The following is a 15,986-nucleotide window of genomic DNA, read 5'->3' on the forward strand; positions in this document are numbered from 1 at the left end:
TCCCGGCCGTAGCGATGACGCCGGTCGGCGCGCCGGGGACGTTCGTCTTGGCGCAGTCGGGCACGCCCGCCAGGTGCGCGTCACCGGTGATGTAGACGTTGGACACGAAGCCGGAGGTGGACGGCAGGACGACCCAGGTCCAGTACTTCGAGGTGTAGCCGCCGTCGCTGACGGTGGCGCCGCTCTGCTGGCACAAAGCGGTGATCGTCGAGGGCTGGATCGTCGCGCCCACCGTCGGGCAGTTCGCCACTGACGGGTTGTTGTTGCACGTCGTCCCGCCATGCCGCACGTTGACGCTGGTGGCGTACACGTGGACCGAGGCGGGGTCGCCACTCTGGCAGTCCGGCACGTTCGCCAGGTGCGCATTACCGGTGATGTAGACGTTCGAGACCCACCCGGAGCCGCTCGAGAGCGCCACCCACGTCCAGTACTTCGAGGAGTAGCCGCCGTCGGAGATCGTCTGGCCGGCGCGCTGGCACAGGGCCTTCTGGTTCCCCGCGTTCAGCGTGGCGCCGACGGTCGTGCAGGTCGACGTGCTGGGACTGGAGTTGCAGGCCGAGCCGCCGTGGCGCACGTTCACGCTCGAGGCGTAGAGGTGGACCGTCGGTGCGCTCACCGGCGAGGGAGCAGCCGACGCCGCCCCGGCTCCCAGACCCGTCCCCACACCGGCCAGCAGCAGCGCCGCCATGAGGCTCATGGCGACTCGCCACCAGCGGGGGCGTCCTGATCCGTCGGGTCGAGCGGTGGGTCGAGTCATTCGACGATGAGTGCTCACGGTTCCTCCTGCAACGGGTGACGTGAGCACTCAAGGTGGCTGTGCGCGGCCTGGCAACACGATTCGGGCAGGAGCGAAACTCCGTCGGACCCGCCCGGCAGACCGGCGCTCCCGGCCGAGAGCAGTGCTCTTCGCAGTACTCGTTCCAGGACGGCACGGCGCAAGGATCTTTCGCACATCGCCTCACGTGGTGCAAGATCGGGGGGTCCCTATCTCGGAGGGTGCTGCCCATGTCGTTGGTCTCGTTGCTGTCGTTCCGTCGCGCCCGCGCCGTCCTCACGCTCACCACCGCCGTCGCCTGCGTGTCCGCGGGCGTCGCAGCGACCGTCCCGGCCTCCGCCGCCCCTGGTGCTGCCCCTGGTGCCGCCCGGTCGGCCGACTGCCACCCCGCCGCTCTCGGCCTGGCCGGCAAGGGACTCACCCGCAGCACGGCGAGCTGTGAGCCCGGCACGGCCCGTGCGGGCACGACGTCCGCCACCGCGGAGAGCTCGCCCTACCTGGACTGCCCGGCGAAGCTGCTGTGCCGGTGGTTCGGGGCGCCGTACCAGCAGAACGACCCGGCCGACCCGACGAACTACGGCAACCACGACCTGGCGAACCGTCCGAACGCCGGCAGCCCGAACATCCGTTACATCGTCATCCACGACAGCGAGGCGACCTTCGCGACGGACAAGCAGCTGATCAAGGACCCGACGTACATCTCCTGGCAGTACACGATCAACTCCCGCAACGGCAAGGTGCTGCAGCACGTGCCGACCAAGGACGTCGCCTGGCAGGCCGGCAACTGGTACGTCAACATGCACTCGATCGGCATCGAGCACACCGGCTTCGCCGCCCGCGGCCAGCACTACTACACGGAGAAGATGTACCGGACGTCGGCGAAGCTGGTGAAGCGGCTGGCGCGGCAGTACCACATCCCGATCGACCGGGCGCACATCATCGGCCACGACCAGGTGCCGGGCACCACCCCCAGCACCGTCGCCGGGATGCACTGGGACCCGGGACCGTTCTTCGACTGGGAGCACTACTTCTCGCTCCTCGGCCACCCCATCGGCGGCACGCACGCCGCGGCCAAGGCGAAGCGCGCCGCCAAGCGGAGCAGCTTCCGTGACGGCCAGGTCGTCACCGTGGTGCCCGGCTTCGCCCACAACCGGCAGCCCGTCACGGGCTGCGACGCCCAGGGCTCCGGCCACGCGTGCCGGCGGCAGCCGACCGACTTCGTCTACCTCCACCAGCAGCCGAGCCTCTCGTCGCCGCTCGTGGTCGACGCCGGCATCCGCAGCACCCCGGCCACCACCGACATCGCCGACGTCGGCGCCCGCGCCACGGCCGGCGCGAAGCTGGCCGTGGCCGCCACCCACGGGCACTGGGTGGGCGTCTGGTGGCTGGGCCAGCTCGCTTGGATCCGCAACGCCCCGCGCCACCCCGTGCTGGTGCACTCCCACGGGGTCACGGTCAGCCCGGCGGTCGCCTCGACGCCGACCTACGGCCGGGCCTACCCGGAGGCCACGGCCTACCCCTCCACCATCCCCGCCAGCGACGTGCAGGCGGTGACGCCGCTGCAGTACGTGCTGCAGCCCGGGCAGCGCTACGTGCTCGCCGACGGCGGCATCCAGACCGACTACTACCACGCCACCTCCTTCGCCGACGGTCCCGGACAGCGGGTCGACGTCGTCGGGGCGACGCGGTACTACCAGGTCTGGGCCGGGCACCGGCAGCTCTTCGTGCCCGCGGCCGATGTCCAGCTGGCCAGGCGCTGACGTGCGGCGCCGTCTCCTCGTCCCCGTCCCCGCCCTGGTGGTCACAGTGCTGGTCACGGCGCTGGCCTCAGTGCTGGGCGCGCTGACGCTCGCGCCCACGGCGGTGGCGCACGGCCGGCACCACCAGCGCTCCTTCGCCTGGCACACCACGACGGTCGACGCCACGCAGAGCTTCCGCGGCCTGGCCGCGGTGGACAGCCGGACGGCGTGGGTGGCCGGACAGAGCCTGACCGACGGCGGACCCGGCACGGTCTACCGCACCACCGACGGCGGCCGGCACTGGCGCGACGTCAGCCCGCCCGACACCGACGGTCTGGCCTTCCGCGACGTCGAGGCGCTGGGCCGCGACGGCGCCGCGGTGCTGGCCATCGGCGAGGGCACGGCGTCGCGCATCTACCGCACCTACGACGGCGGACGGCACTGGACGCAAGCCTTCACCAACGCCGACCCCGCCGCTTTCTACGACTGCTTGTCCTTCTACCCCGGCGGGAAGGTCGGGCTCGCGGTCAGCGACCCGGTCGACGGGAAGTTCCAGATCGCGCGCTCGGTCGACGGCGGCCGGTCCTGGCACGTGCTGCCCGGCGACGGCATGCCGAGCGCCGAGGGTCAGTTCGGGTTCGCGGCCAGCGGCGACTGCCTCGTGACGGCGGGCCACGACGCGTGGTTCGGCGGCGGCGGAACGGCCGCGCAGATCTTCCACAGCACCGACCTGGGCCGCACCTGGCGCGCCACCGACTCCACCATCGCGCCCGGCGACGCCGCCGGCGTGTTCGGCCTCGCGTTCCGCGCCGGCCGCCACGAGAGGGGGCGCCAGGGCATCGCCGTCGGTGGCGACTTCTCGAACCCGACGAACGGCACGGACGCGGTGGCACGGACCCTCGACGGCCGGTCCTGGCACAAGGTCGGCAGCCTCACCCACCTCGGCGAGGCCGCCGCCTGGCTGCCCGGCACCCGCGACTCGGTGCTGGTCACCGGCGAGTCGGGCACCACGATGGGCACCAGCCTGAGCCGCGACGGCGGCCACACCTGGACGCTGGTCTCCACGACCGGCTTCCACGCGCTGACCTGCACCCGCGACGGCGTGTGCTGGGCGGCGGGCGGCAACGGCCGGGTCGGACGCGGCTGACCTCAGCCGCGCAGCCGGGCGGGCTGCCGGGTGAGGCGGGTCAGCAAGTACGTCATCTCGGTCCTCCCTCGTCGGTGGGTGTGCTCACCTCAGGGACGGAGCCGGTCGAGGCTTCTCGACATCCGTGCCACCAGCTCCTCGAGCATCTCCTGCGAGGTGGCCAGGTTGACGCGTACGAACCCCTCCCCGGCACGACCGAACGGTGGACCAGGGTTGACCGCGACCCCCGCGTTCTCGAGGAACCAGGCGGCCGGCTCGTCTGGCAGGTCGAGCGCCCGGCAGTCCAGCCACGCGAAGTACGTCGCCGCGGGCGGGGTGTAGCCGACGTCGGGCAGCCGCTCGGCCAGCAGCTCGGCGAACCAGGTGCGGTTCTCGTCGAGGAAGGCGATGGTCTCGTCGAGCCAGGGGCCGCCCCGCACGAACGCCGCCTCGGTGGCCGCGATGCCCAGCGAGGAGGTGCCTTCCGTGCGCAGCACCGGGATCCGCTCCCAGGTTGCCAGGTCGGCCTCGGAGTGGGTGATGGCCACCGCGCACTTCAAGCCGGGGAGGTTCCAGGCCTTCGACGCGGCCGTCACGGTGAGGGTGTGCCCGGTCGCGGCCGCCGAGACCGAGGCGTACGGCACGTGCTCGTCGTCGTAGACGATCGGCCCGTGCACCTCGTCGGAGACCACCCGCGCGCCGTGCCGCTCGACGATCTCGGCCAGGCCGCGCAGGTTCTCCACGTCGAAGACCCGGCCGGTCGGGTTGTGCGGATGGCACAGCACCACGGTGCCCGCACCCTGCGCCAGGGCCGTGTCGATGGCGTCGAGGTCGAGACCCGCCTCGACCAGGGGCACCTCCACGACCTCGCGCCCGGCGTTCGCGCAGACCCCGAAGAACGGCATGTAGGCCGGGGTAGGCAGCACCACCGCCGAGCCGGGTGCCGCGTAGTGCTCGATGCCCAGCTCGACGCCCTTGAGCACGTCGGGGACGAGGTGGACATGGGCAGGGTCCGGGGGCTCGCCGTCGTAGCGGTTGCGGTACCAGTCGACGACGGCGTCGGGCACGTCGGTGAGGTCGTCGCGCGGTGGGTAGCCCAGCCGCTCGTCGTCGACCGCGGCGTGCAGCGCGCTGAGCACCACCGGGTCGGTGGGCAGGTCCATCTCGGCCACCCAGGCCGGCAGCACGTCGTCGGCGTAGGTGCTCCACTTGCGGTTGCGGCGGGCCCGCATCTCGTCGTGGTCGATCCTCATGCATCCTCCCGGGTCGCGTCGGCGACGTCGTCGGGCAGCCGCCGCAGCCCGACGAAGGACACGGTGCCGCCGAGCACCAGCAGCACCGCGCACACAACCATGCCGCGCTGGAACCCGTGGGTCAGCACCTCGGGCCGCTGGTAGTCGGCGCCGCTGAGCCCCACTGCCGCCGGCAGCGCGGCCACCGCCAGCAACGAACCCGCTCGCGAGACGGCGTTGTTGACCCCGCTGGCCGCACCGGCGTAGCGGTCTGGCGCGGCGGCGAGCACCGCTGCGGTGAGCGGCGAGACCAGCCCGGAGAGGCCGAGCGCGAAGACCAGCATGCCCGGCAGCACCCCGGTCCAGTAGGAGGTGCCCGCGCCGACGCCGAGGAGCAGCAGCACGCCCGCGGCGCAGACCAGCGGTCCCAGACTCATCGGCAGCCGCGGTCCGGTGCGCGCGGCGAGCGCCGCGAACCGCGAGGAGAGCAGCAGCATCACGATCGTCAGCGGCAGCGTGGCCAGCCCCGCCTCGAAGGCGGAGAAACCGGCCGTCACCTGCAGCTGCAGGACGAGCAGGAAGAACACCGAGCCGAGCGCGCCGTAGACCAGGAACGTCATCAGGTTCGCGGCGGAGAACACCCGCGAGGTGAACAGCGCCGCCGGCGCCATCGCCCCCGGGTGGCGTTCGGCGAGCACGAAGGCGACCGCGGCCACGGCCCCGACCAGACCGGTCGTCCACACCACCACCGGGTCTCCCGCCCGGCCGGCGGTGAGTGCGTAGGTCACCAGGCCGAGCGCCACCACGCCCAGGACGGCACCCCGGACGTCGAAGTGGGGCGGCGTCTCGCCCTCGTCCTCGGCACAGGACTCCGGCACCCACCGGCACAGCACCACCACGACCAGGCACAGCGGCAGGTTGATCAGGAAGATCCAGCGCCAGCCACCGTGGTCGAGCAGGTAGCCGCCGACGAACGGGCCCAGCGCCGTGGTGATGCCCGAGACGCCCGCCCAGGTGCCGATCGCGGCCGCCCGCTCCTCGCGCCGGAAGCTGCTCTCGATGATCGCCAGCGCGCCCGGGGTGAGCAGGGCGGCGAACACGCCCTGCAGCACCCGCGCGCCGACGAGCTGGTCGGGGTTCTGCGCCACCGAGCACAGCAGGCTGCAGGCGGCGAAGCCGACCATGCCGATGACGTACACCCGGCGCCGGCCGTGCCGGTCGCCGAGTGCGCCGCCGACCAGGATCAGCGACGCCAGCGCCAGCAGGTAGCCGTTGACCACCCACTGCAGCTGGGCCAGCGAGGCATGCAGGTCCTCGCCGATCGAGCGGATGGCGATGTTGACCACCGACCCGTCGAGGATGGCGATGCCCGAGCCGATCGTGACCGCGGCCAGCGTCAGCCGGCCACGGTGCTCGCTGCGGGACAGCGGCTCCTCGGTCACGGTGTGTAGGTCACGCCGCCCAGGCCGGTCACCCAGGCCACGACCTCGACGCGCTCGGCGTGACACATCAGGCCGACGACGTCACCGGGTCGCGCTACCTCCACCAGCGCCTGCAGCGACTCCAGCTCGGTGGGGTACGCCGCCAGGCCGCTCACCCCGACCCGCTCGGCACCGGCGCGCATCAGAACGTCCATCTCCTCAGGCACGCGACCGCGCAGGTAGCGCTGCTTGTGGCCGATGGCCACCACGTCGGCGCCCTTCGCGGCGATCTCGCCCAGGTTGGTGATCAGCTCGTCGGTACGGTCGCCGACGGCGCCGAGGCCGAGCAGCACGCGGCCGGGAGGCGAGGAGCGGTCGGCGAGCCCGCGCAGCACCTCCAGCAGGCCCTCGAGGCCGGCCTCGTTGTGCGCGAGGTCCATCACCACGACGGGACCCTCGGGCAGACGCCACATGTTGAGCCGCCCGAAGTTGTGCTCGACGTCGGGCTGGAAGGTCCGCAGGCCGGTCACGACGGCCTCGCGCGGAAGCCCGGCGCCCAGCGCCGCCGAGGCCGCGGCGAGGGTGTTCTCGACGTTGAACCGCGACAGCCCTCCCAACGTCATCGGCACGTCGGCCACCCGCACCAGGGGGTCGGGCTCCTCCCCCGGCACGAGCACGGTGACCCAGCCGTCGATGACGGTGGTGGCCCGGCCGCCGGCGGCCAGCACCTCGCGGACGGCGGGCGAGTCGGGGTCGCGGGTGAACACCCACGGCTGAGCCGGCGTGGTGGTGCGCATCGCGAGCACGCGCGGGTCGTCGGCGTTGAGCACCGCCCAGCCGGACTTCTTGGTGATGCGCGCGACGACGCCCTTGACCTCGGCCAGCTGGTCGACGGTGTCGATGCCCTGGAGCCCCAGGTGGTCGGCGGTGACGTTGGTGACCACCGAGACGTCGTTGTGCTGCACGCCGATGCCCTTGAGCAGGATGCCGCCGCGGGCGGTCTCGGTCACCGCGAACTCCACCTCGGGACGCGCCAGCACCCGGCCGGCTCCGCTAGGACCGGAGTAGTCGCCGGCCTCGACCAGCTCGCCGTCGACGTAGATGCCGTCGGTGCTCGACCAGCCGACGTGCTTGCCGGCCTGCCGCGCCACGTGCGCGACCATCCGCGAGGTGGTCGTCTTGCCGTTGGTGCCGGTGATGGCCACCACCGGGACCTTAGGGCGGATCGTGGTCGGGCCCGGCCCCGGCTCGGTGTCGCGCACCCGCTGCACCGCGGCGGCCTCGTCGCCGCCGTCGAGCACCGCGGCCACCGCCTCGCCCAGCACCCGGCCGCGCTCGCGCCGCCGCCAGGGGTAGGCCACCACCAGCACGTGCGGGTCGGGAGTGGGTCGCACCCGCACGCCGAGGCGGCTGGTGCCGGCCTCGCGGGCGATGCGGCGCACCAGCTGCTCGACGCGTCGGGCGGCCTTGCGCTGCTGCAGCCCGCCCGCGTCCTCGCCGAGCAGGGCCGAGACGTCGAGCGTCAGCTTCACCGCGGCGCGCGGGAAGTAGAGGTTGGGCCCTTCCAGGATCCGCAGCTCGACGAGGGAGGTCACCCCCGTACTCAAGCACCCATCGCGTGGAAGCCGCCGTCGACGTGCACGATCTCGCCGGTGGTGGCGGGGAAGAAGTCCGAGAGCAGCGCGACGACGGCCTTCGCGGTGGGCGTCTGGTCGGTGTTGTCCCAGCCCAGTGGGGAGCGGCTGCCCCACATCGCCTCGAGGTCCTCGAAGCCCGGGATGGCCTTGGCGGCCAGGGTCTTCAGCGGTCCGGCGGAGACCAGGTTGACCCGGATGCCCTGCGAGCCGAGGTCGCGCGCCAGGTAGCGCGAGCACGACTCCAGGCCGGCCTTCGCCACGCCCATCCAGTCGTAGGCGGGCCAGGCGACGCTGGCGTCGAAGGTCAGCCCGACCACCGAACCGCCGTCCTTCATCAGCGGCGCGCACGCCTGCGTCAACGACATCAGCGAGTAGGCCGAGACCTGTACCGCCTGCGCGACGTCGGCCCACGGACCGCCGAGGAACTTGCCACCCAGCAGCGTCTCGGGATTGCCGTAGGCGATGGAGTGCACGACGCCGTCGAGTGAGTCGACGTGCTCGCCGAGCGCCTCGGGCAGCCGGGCCAGGTGCTCCTCGTCGGTGACGTCGAGCTCGATCACCGGCGCCGGCTCGGGCAGCCGGTTGACGATCCGCTTGGTGATGCCCAGCGCGCGGCCGAAGTTGGAGACCACCACCTGCGCGCCCTGCTCCTGTGCCACGCGTGCCGTGGCGAAGCCGATGGAGCTGTCCATGGTCACGCCCGCGACCAGGATCTTCTTGCCGTCCAGGATGCCTGTCATCTCAGTGCCCCATTCCCAGTCCACCGTCGACGGGGATGACGGCCCCCGTCACGTACGCCGCGCCGTCGGAGGCCAGCCAGGTGACCACCGAGGCGACCTCGGCCGGGCTGGCGAACCGCTGGAGCGGGATCTGCTGCTTGTACGACGCCTGCTGCTCCTCGGGGAGCCCGGCGGTCATGTCGGTCTCGACGTAGCCCGGCGCCACGACGTTGGTGGTGATGCCGCGACCGCCCAGCTCGCGCGTCAGCGAGCGGGCCATGCCCACCAGACCCGCCTTGGACGCCGCGTAGTTGACCTGCCCCGGAGAGCCCAGCAGGCCCACGACCGAGGACACCAGCACGATCCGGCCCTTGCGCGCCCGGAGCATCGTGCGCGAGGCCCGCTTCACCAGCCGGAACGACCCGGTCAGGTTGGTCTCGATGACCTGCGACCAGTCGTCCTCGCTCATCCGCAGCAGCAGCGTGTCGCGGGTGATGCCGGCGTTGGCGACCAGTACCTCCGGCGCACCCTGGTGCTCCTCGGTGGCCTTGAAGGCGGCGTCGACGCTCGCCGGGTCGGTCAGCTCGCACGCCACGCCGTAGGCACCCTCGGGCGCCTCGCCGCTGCGCGTGGTCACCGCGACCGCGTCGCCCTGCGCCACGAAGGCCTCGGCGATGGCCCGCCCGATCCCGCGGTTGCCGCCGGTGACGAGCACCGACCTCTTCACGGGGCTGACTTGTTCCTCGCTCACCGACGCGACGCTATCGACTACTCACCGGTACCTAGTCATCCTCGAGCCGGAAGCCGAGCTTCATGCTGACCTGGTAGTGCTCGACGGTGCCGTCCTTGACCTGACCCCGCACGCCGGTGACCTCGAACCAGTCGAGGTGGCGCAGGGTCCGCGACGCCCGCTCGACGCCGTTGCGGATGGCCTGGTCGATGCCGTCGGTGGACGTGCCGACGATCTCGGTGAGGCGGTAGGTGCGATCTGTCATGCGCGCAGCGTCTCACCCCTGGGGCTGAACGGTGGCCGCCGGTGCCGACGTAGGGTCGGTGGCATGGCGAAGGGTGCGCGCCGTGACGAGGGCGTCGTCGAGATCACCTCGGCCGCGCCCAGCCGCGACGTCGACATCCGGATCCGCCAGCGCCGCTACCTGTTCTCGATGGCCCTGCGCACGATGTGCTTCGTCGGCGCGATCGTCACGCAGGGCTGGGTGCGCTGGACTTTGGTGGCCGGCGCGATCGTGCTGCCCTACGTCGCCGTGGTGATGGCCAACGCCGCCAGCCCCCAGCTGCCCGGCGCGGGCCCCGAGTCCCCCGGTCCGGGCCGCGACCAGTACCCGCAGCTGCCGCCGGGCGCCCAGCGCCACACCTGAGCCCACCGGGCACACCGCGACGGCGACACGCCGAAACAGATCACCCTCACGGGTTTGTTGGTCTGGACGCGGGGTCATGCAAGAATCGAGCCATCACGTCCGGTCTCCCCCGTCCGGATGTGTGCTGAGTGCCGGACGACTCCCCCCCGTAGTCGTCCGGCACTCCCCTTTTTTTCAGGAGTGTGGCCGGAGGCGTGAGTGGACATCTGTTCCGCCCGTGGCTGTCAGCTCCCCGCCCAGTGGGAGCTGCGCTGGAACAACCCCAAGCTCCACATCCCCGAGCGTCGCAAGGTCTGGCTGGCCTGCGAGGAGCACCGCACCTCGCTCTCGGACTTCCTGACGGCGCGGGGTTTCCTGCGCGAGGTGGAGCCGCACCCGGCCGAGACCTAAGTCGGGCCCTGGGGTGGCGGTAAGTCGGACCGGGTTCGGGTGACCGGGTTCCCGGTCTGGCGCACCGCTGCCGGGGCAGCTAGCCGCCGATGGCCGACATCGGACGGGTCGGCTGGAGGAAGGTCTCGTCGTCGATCCCGTGGCCGGGGCGCTTGCCGTGCATGGCGAAGCGCCAGCGCTGGGCCAGCTCGTCGTCGGCGGCGCCGGCGCGCAGGGCGGCACGGAGGTCGGACTCCTCGCGGGCGAAGAGGCAGTTGCGGACCTGGCCGTCGGCGGTGAGGCGGACGCGGTCGCAGTCGCCGCAGAAGGGGCGGGTCACCGACGCGATGACGCCGACCGTCTGCGGGCCGCCGTCGACGTGGAAGAGCTCGGCCGGGGCGCTCCCCCGCGGGGTGTGGGCCGGGGTGAGCACGAAGCTCTGCTCGAGGGCGTCGAGGATCTCCTCGGCGGTGACCATCGCGGTGCGGCTCCAGTCGTGCTGGGCGTCCAGCGGCATCTGCTCGATGAAGCGCAGGTCGTAGTCGTGCTCGAGGCACCAGGTCAGCAGCTCGGCGGCCTGGTCGTCGTTGACGCCGCGCAGCAGCACCGCGTTGACCTTCACCGGCCGCAGCCCGGCGTCGTACGCCGCGCGCAGGCCGGCCAGGACGTCCTCGAGGCGGTCGCGACGGGTGATGGCGGCGAAGGTCTCCGGGCGCACCGTGTCGAGGCTGATGTTCACCCGATCCAAGCCGGCCTCGGCCAACGCGGCAGCGGTGTGCTTGAGCCCGAGCCCGTTGCTGGTGATGGAGACCTCCGGTCGCGGCGCGAGGGCGGCGGTGCGCCGGACGATGTCGGGCAGGCCCCGACGCAGGAGGGGTTCGCCGCCGGTGAAGCGGACCTCGCGGATGCCCAGCCGCTCGACGCCGATGGTGACCAGCCGGACCACCTCGTCGTCGGTGAGGACGTCCTCGCCGGGCAGCCAGTCCAGCCCCTCGGCCGGCATGCAGTAGCTGCAGCGCAGGTTGCAGCGGTCGGTCAACGAGACCCGCAGGTCGGTCGCGACCCTGCCGTAGCCGTCGCTCAGACCAGTGCTCATGAACCCACCCTAGGTGTCTGCCATAGCCTCAAGGCGTGGGATTCCTGCTCTCGCGGCGCTGGCTCGGCTTCTTCCTGGCCGTCGCGGTGCTCGCGGTCGTGGCCTGGCGGCTCGGTGTGTGGCAGTTCCACCGTCTCGACGAGCGGCGCAGCGAGAACCGCACCATCGTCACCAACCTCGCCGCCGCCCCGCTGCCGGCCGACGAGGTGCTCCCGGTGGGTCGCGCGCTGCCCGAGGCCGACGAGTGGCGCCGGGTCACCATCACCGGACGCTGGGACGACCGGCACACGGTGGTGCTGAAGTACCAGACCCGCAAGGAGAACCCGGGCGTCGACGTCGTCACCCCGCTCGTCACCTCCTCGGGCCGGGCGGTGGTGGTCGACCGCGGCTGGATGGTCACCCAGAACAACGGCCAGGAGCGCCCGCGCACGCCCACGGCGACCACCGGGCAGGTCACGGTCACCGGCTACGCGCGCGTGGACGCCACCGGCGGAGCGGCCACCGTGCACGACCTGCAGACGCGCGCGCTCTCGAGCCTCGAGATCGGCCGGGCGACGGGTCACCGGGTCTACCGCGGCTTCGTCATGCTCACCGACCAGGCGCCGACCCCCGCGGTGCACCTGCGGGGCCCGGAGCTGCCCGCCATCAACGACGGGCCGCACTTCTTCTACGGCCTGCAGTGGTGGTTCTTCGCGCTGCTGGCGGTCGGCGGGTTCTGCTACCTCGCCTGGGACGAGCTCAGGCAACGCCGGGCGACCCGGCCCAGCGAGGAGAGGGAGCGGGCCGGGGCCGAGGTGGGCTGATCGCCGATCAGACCGCCGCCTCGTCGCCGGCGAACTGGGTCCGGTAGAGGTCGGCGTAGAGACCACCGGCGGCCAGCAGCTCGGCGTGCGTGCCGTGCTCGACCACGCGGCCGGCGTCGACGACCAGGATCTGGTCGGCCTGCCGCACGGTGGAGAGCCGGTGGGCGATGACCAGCGACGTGCGCCCGACCAGCGCCTCGTCCAGCGCCCGCTGGACCGCGTGCTCGGACTCGGAGTCCAGGTGGGCCGTGGCCTCGTCGAGCACCACCACCGGCGGCGCCTTGAGCAGCAGCCGGGCGATGGCCAGCCGCTGCCGCTCGCCACCGGAGAGCCGGTAGCCGCGGTCGCCGACGACGGTGTCGAGACCGTCGGGCAGTCCACGCACCAGGTCGGCCACCTGGGCGGCGGCCAGCGCGTCCCAGATGTCCTGGTCGTCGGCCGAGGGTCGGGCGTAGCGCAGGTTCGCCCGGATGGTGTCGTGGAACATGTGCGCGTCCTGGGTGACGTAGCCGACGACGTCCTCCAGCGACTGCAGGGTCACCTCGCGCACGTCGACCAGCTCACCGTCCGGCGCCCCGACCCGCACCGCACCGCCGGTGGCGTCGTAGAGCCGCGCCATCAGGTGGGTGATGGTGGTCTTGCCGGCCCCCGACGGGCCGACCAGCGCCACCATCTGGCCGGGCTCGGCGCGGAACGACACGCCACGCAGGACCTCGGCGTTGTCGGCGCTCTCGCGCCGGGTGACCGTCTCCAGCGAGGCCAGGGACACCTCGTCGGCCAGCGGGTAGCGGAAGCGCACGTCGTCGAACTCGACCACCGTCGAGTCGGCCGGCAGGGCCACGGCCCCGGGCTTCTCCTGCACGGTGGAGGGCAGGTCGAGCACCTCGAAGACCCGGTCGAAGCTGACCAGCGCGGTCATCACGTCGACCCGGACGTTGGAGAGCCCCTGGATCGGGCCGAGCAGACGCAGCAGCAGCGTGGCCAGCGCCAGCAGCGTGCCCACCGAGAGCGCACCGGACATCGCCAGGTGGCCGCCGACGCCGTAGACCAGCGCCGTGGCCAGCGACGGCACCAGCACCATCGCGGCGTAGAAGACACGGGAGACGACGGTGATCCTCACCCCCAGGTCGCGCACCACCGCGGCCTTCTGGTCGTAGAGGTCGTCCTCCTCCTCGCGGCGGCCGAACAGCTTGAGCAGCAACGCGCCGCCGACGTTGAACCGCTCGGTCATGACGTTGCCGAGGTCGGCGTTGCCGTTCATCTGCTCGCGGGTGAGTCCGGCCAGCCGTGCGCCGACCCAGCGCGAGGCCAGGAACAGGATCGGGAAGGTGACCAGGCACAGCAGCGTCACCTGCCACGACAGCGCCAGCATGGTGATGCCGACCACGAGGAGGCTGATCGAGTTCGACACGACGCTGGAGAGCACCGAGGTGAAGGCCCGCTGGGCGCCGATGACGTCGTTGTTCAGCCGCGAGACCAGCGCGCCGGTCTGGGTGCGGGTGAAGAAGGCCAGCGACATCCGCTGCACGTGGGCGAAGACGCGGGTGCGCAGGTCGTAGATCAGGCCCTCGCCGATGCGCGAGGACAACCAGCCCAGCACGATGCTGAAGCTGGCGTCGACCAGCGAGACCAGGACCATGACGACGGCCAGCCAGGTGACCACCGAGCCGTCCTTGCGCAAGATGCCGTCGTCGATCAGGTGGCGGATCAGCAGCGGGTTGACGACGACGATGGCGGCGTCGAGGACGGTGACGGCCAGGAAGCCGGCGATGACCGGACGGTGGGGGGCGGCGAAGGCGACGACGCGGCGCACGGTGCGCCGGCTCAGCTTGGCGTCGACGGCGGAGCGGTCGGTGCGGTACCCGCGGCCCAGCGGGCCGCCCATGCCGACCGGCGGTCGCGTCACGCTCATCGGTACCTCCTCGTCGTCATCCCCCGGCCAGGCGTCTCAGCAGCGGCACCTGCGCGGTGCGCTCGGCCTCGCGCTGCTCGGTCAGCGACCGCACGCCGGCCCCCTGCAGCAGTGCCTTGGTGCCGGCCACCGCGTCGTGCGGGTTGGCCAGCAGCGCCGTGACCAGGCCCGCCACGGTGGTGTCGAGCTCGTCCTTCGGCACCACCTGGTTGACCAGCCCGATCGCCTGGGCCTCGGTGGCGGCGACGAAGCGGCTGGTGGCGCAGATCTCCAGTGCCCGCGCATACCCAACCGCGCTCACCAGCGGCTTTGTTCCCGCCAGGTCGGGCACCATGCCCAGCGCGGGCTCGCGCATCGCGAACCGGACGTCGTCGGCCACGACCCGCAGGTCGCAGGCCAGCGCCAGCTGGAAGCCGCCGCCGATGGCGTAGCCGTGCACCTGCGCGATCGACACGATGCGAGGGTCGGCCAGCCACACGAAGCCGTCCTGGTACCGGGAGATCTCCGCGCGCACCTCCTCGTCGGTGTGGGCCAGCAGCTCGCCGAACCCCGACTCCCCCTCGGGGCCCTCGGGGGTGAGCATGGCCCGGTCCAGCCCGGCCGAGAACGCCTCCCCGGCCCCCTTGACCACCACCACACGGACCTCGGCCGGCAGCGCCGCCCCGACGTCGGCCAGCGCGTGCCACATGCCGGGCGTCATCGCGTTGCGCTTGGCCGGGCGGTCGAGGGTCACGGTGAGGACCTCGCCGGCCACGGTCACGGCCAGGCCGGCGCGGGCCAGGGTGTCGGCGTCGGGGAGCATGCGGCGAACTCTGCCACCCGGGTCCGACAGGAATATCGGCAGGCGCGGCGGGCTTCCCGCCTCATGCGCGCAGTCAGGTTCGACCGGTTCGGCGACGTCGACGTCCTCGAGGTCCGCGACCTCGAGGAGCCACGGCCCGGGGCCGACGAGGTGGTCGTCGAGGTGCTGGCCACCTCCATCAACCCCGGCGAGATCATGATCCGCACCGGCGGGGCGCCCTCGGACGCCTACTCCTTCCCGATGGGCCAGGGCAGCGACCTGGCCGGCCGGGTCGTCGCTGTAGGCGGTGGCGTCTCGACCTGGCAGGTGGGCGACGAGGTGGCGGGCTGGACCGACGCCCGCGCGGCCCAGGCGCAACAGGTCGCGGTGCCGGCGCACCAGTTGACCCGTCGTCCTGCGGAGGTCTCGTGGGACCAGGCGGGCAGCCTCTACGTCGCCGGCGGCACCGCGTACGCGATGCGCGACGCGGTCTCCCCGCAGCGCGGCGAGACCGCCGTCGTCACCGCGGCCGCGGGCGGCGTGGGCGCGATCCTGAGCCAGGTGCTGGTGCACGACGGGGTGCGGGTGCTCGGCGTGGCCGGCCCGGACAACGACGACTACCTGCGCAGCATCGGCGTCGAGCCGGTCAACCGCGGCGAGGACCTGGCCGGCCGGCTGGCCGGCGACCCCCACGGCGTCGACGTCTTCTTGGACTGCTTCGGCGCCGGCTACACCGACCTCGGGCTGCAGCTGACCGACCGCGTGGTGACCATCGCCGACTTCGAGGCCGCCCAGCACAACGCGGCCACGGTCGTCTTCGGCTACCAGAGCACCTCCGCCGACACCCTCGCCGTGCTGCTCGGGCTCATGGCCTCGGGTGAGGTGGGCGTCGAGATCGCCGCGAGCTACCCGCTGGAGCAGGTGCGCGAGGCCTACACCGAGCTGGCCGAGCGCCGCACCCGCGGCAAGATCGTGCTACACCCCCACGACTGAGGTCGGC

Annotated in this window: 15 protein-coding genes and 1 pseudogene; 6 read left to right on the forward strand and 10 right to left on the reverse strand. The window is 72.5% G+C overall.

All coding sequences use genetic code 11. The annotated features are described in order from the left end of the window. Positions 1-697, reverse strand: a pseudogene (locus D9V37_RS20275) (hypothetical protein); the annotation flags it as partial. Positions 698-1,005: 308 nt separating this feature from the next. On the opposite strand from D9V37_RS20275, the gene D9V37_RS13610 reads away from it, so the two are divergent. Together D9V37_RS13610 and D9V37_RS13615 are read left to right on the forward strand one after the other, a co-directional pair. Continuing rightward, entirely contained in the window at positions 1,006-2,535 is a 1,530-nt protein-coding gene (locus D9V37_RS13610) for an N-acetylmuramoyl-L-alanine amidase (protein WP_147455947.1), read from the forward strand. Position 2,536: 1 nt separating this feature from the next. Then, a complete protein-coding gene (locus D9V37_RS13615; protein WP_198412542.1) occupies positions 2,537-3,661 on the forward strand; it encodes a beta propeller repeat protein in 1,125 nt (374 codons plus the stop codon). 89 nt (positions 3,662-3,750) lie between these two features. Here D9V37_RS13615 and D9V37_RS13620 read toward each other — a convergent pair whose 3' ends face one another. From D9V37_RS13620 to D9V37_RS13645, 6 genes are read right to left on the reverse strand one after another with little or no spacing between them, the layout of a single operon-like run. Beyond that, positions 3,751-4,893: a MalY/PatB family protein gene (locus tag D9V37_RS13620; RefSeq protein ID WP_121806717.1), complete on the reverse strand. Its 1,143-nt coding sequence runs from the start codon at positions 4,891-4,893 to the stop codon at positions 3,751-3,753. After that, on the reverse strand, positions 4,890-6,314 hold the full coding sequence (locus D9V37_RS13625) for an MFS transporter (RefSeq protein ID WP_121806718.1): 1,425 nt from the start codon (positions 6,312-6,314) through the stop codon (positions 4,890-4,892). Before D9V37_RS13625 ends, D9V37_RS13620 begins: the two co-directional genes overlap by 4 nt. Continuing rightward, positions 6,311-7,888: a Mur ligase family protein gene (locus D9V37_RS13630; RefSeq protein WP_232524918.1), complete on the reverse strand. Its 1,578-nt coding sequence runs from the start codon at positions 7,886-7,888 to the stop codon at positions 6,311-6,313. Before D9V37_RS13630 ends, D9V37_RS13625 begins: the two co-directional genes overlap by 4 nt. A gap of 8 nt (positions 7,889-7,896) precedes the next feature. Then, the gene (fabI, locus tag D9V37_RS13635) at positions 7,897-8,670 is read right to left on the reverse strand and encodes an enoyl-ACP reductase FabI (RefSeq protein ID WP_121806719.1); all 774 of its coding nucleotides are present in this window, start codon (positions 8,668-8,670) and stop codon (positions 7,897-7,899) included. A 1-nt stretch (position 8,671) separates the two neighbouring features. Then, positions 8,672-9,376 carry a beta-ketoacyl-ACP reductase gene (locus D9V37_RS13640; protein WP_198412547.1) on the reverse strand — a complete coding sequence of 235 codons (705 nt, stop codon included), beginning with the start codon at positions 9,374-9,376 and terminating at the stop codon, positions 8,672-8,674. A 55-nt stretch (positions 9,377-9,431) separates the two neighbouring features. After that, the gene (locus D9V37_RS13645) at positions 9,432-9,644 is read right to left on the reverse strand and encodes a dodecin (protein ID WP_121806721.1); all 213 of its coding nucleotides are present in this window, start codon (positions 9,642-9,644) and stop codon (positions 9,432-9,434) included. Between the two features lie 63 nt (positions 9,645-9,707). Between D9V37_RS13645 and D9V37_RS13650 the strand changes: the two genes are divergently transcribed. After that, positions 9,708-10,025 (forward strand): DUF3099 domain-containing protein, encoded by a 318-nt coding sequence (locus D9V37_RS13650; RefSeq protein ID WP_121806722.1) that lies wholly within the window; start codon positions 9,708-9,710, stop codon positions 10,023-10,025. 198 nt (positions 10,026-10,223) lie between these two features. Further along, positions 10,224-10,415: an acetone carboxylase gene (locus D9V37_RS13655; RefSeq protein ID WP_121806723.1), complete on the forward strand. Its 192-nt coding sequence runs from the start codon at positions 10,224-10,226 to the stop codon at positions 10,413-10,415. 79 nt (positions 10,416-10,494) lie between these two features. Here D9V37_RS13655 and moaA read toward each other — a convergent pair whose 3' ends face one another. Continuing rightward, positions 10,495-11,490 carry a GTP 3',8-cyclase MoaA gene (gene moaA / locus D9V37_RS13660; protein ID WP_121806724.1) on the reverse strand — a complete coding sequence of 332 codons (996 nt, stop codon included), beginning with the start codon at positions 11,488-11,490 and terminating at the stop codon, positions 10,495-10,497. 35 nt (positions 11,491-11,525) lie between these two features. On the opposite strand from moaA, the gene D9V37_RS13665 reads away from it, so the two are divergent. Continuing rightward, the gene (locus D9V37_RS13665) at positions 11,526-12,293 is read left to right on the forward strand and encodes an SURF1 family cytochrome oxidase biogenesis protein (protein WP_121806725.1); all 768 of its coding nucleotides are present in this window, start codon (positions 11,526-11,528) and stop codon (positions 12,291-12,293) included. Positions 12,294-12,300: 7 nt separating this feature from the next. Here the strand turns inward: D9V37_RS13665 and D9V37_RS13670 are convergent, their stop codons facing one another. Both D9V37_RS13670 and D9V37_RS13675 read right to left on the reverse strand, forming a co-directional pair. Then, a complete protein-coding gene (locus D9V37_RS13670; protein ID WP_232524919.1) occupies positions 12,301-14,205 on the reverse strand; it encodes an ABC transporter ATP-binding protein in 1,905 nt (634 codons plus the stop codon). Between the two features lie 16 nt (positions 14,206-14,221). Next, positions 14,222-15,007, reverse strand: coding sequence for an enoyl-CoA hydratase/isomerase family protein (locus D9V37_RS13675; protein WP_121806726.1), 786 nt, complete (start codon positions 15,005-15,007; stop codon positions 14,222-14,224). A gap of 63 nt (positions 15,008-15,070) precedes the next feature. Here D9V37_RS13675 and D9V37_RS13680 point away from each other — a divergent pair, with 63 nt between their 5' ends. Beyond that, positions 15,071-15,979 (forward strand): NADP-dependent oxidoreductase, encoded by a 909-nt coding sequence (locus tag D9V37_RS13680; protein WP_121806727.1) that lies wholly within the window; start codon positions 15,071-15,073, stop codon positions 15,977-15,979. The last annotated feature ends 7 nt before the right edge of the window (positions 15,980-15,986 follow it).

It is taken from the genome of Nocardioides mangrovicus, from assembly GCF_003674065.1.
Classification (GTDB): domain Bacteria; phylum Actinomycetota; class Actinomycetes; order Propionibacteriales; family Nocardioidaceae; genus Marmoricola; species Marmoricola mangrovicus.

Excerpts from the sequence above, each read along its gene's own strand:
- D9V37_RS13610 (WP_147455947.1), top strand. The coding sequence starts at position 1,006 with ATGTCGTTGGTCTCGTTGCTGTCGTTCCGTCGCGCCCGCGCCGTCCTC.
- D9V37_RS13620 (WP_121806717.1), bottom strand. The coding sequence starts at position 4,893 with ATGAGGATCGACCACGACGAGATGCGGGCCCGCCGCAACCGCAAGTGG.
- fabI (WP_121806719.1), bottom strand. The coding sequence starts at position 8,670 with ATGACAGGCATCCTGGACGGCAAGAAGATCCTGGTCGCGGGCGTGACC.
- D9V37_RS13645 (WP_121806721.1), bottom strand. The coding sequence starts at position 9,644 with ATGACAGATCGCACCTACCGCCTCACCGAGATCGTCGGCACGTCCACC.
- D9V37_RS13650 (WP_121806722.1), top strand. The coding sequence starts at position 9,708 with ATGGCGAAGGGTGCGCGCCGTGACGAGGGCGTCGTCGAGATCACCTCG.
- moaA (WP_121806724.1), bottom strand. The coding sequence starts at position 11,490 with ATGAGCACTGGTCTGAGCGACGGCTACGGCAGGGTCGCGACCGACCTG.
- D9V37_RS13670 (WP_232524919.1), bottom strand. The coding sequence starts at position 14,205 with ATGAGCGTGACGCGACCGCCGGTCGGCATGGGCGGCCCGCTGGGCCGC.
- D9V37_RS13675 (WP_121806726.1), bottom strand. The coding sequence starts at position 15,007 with ATGCTCCCCGACGCCGACACCCTGGCCCGCGCCGGCCTGGCCGTGACC.
- D9V37_RS13680 (WP_121806727.1), top strand. The coding sequence starts at position 15,071 with ATGCGCGCAGTCAGGTTCGACCGGTTCGGCGACGTCGACGTCCTCGAG.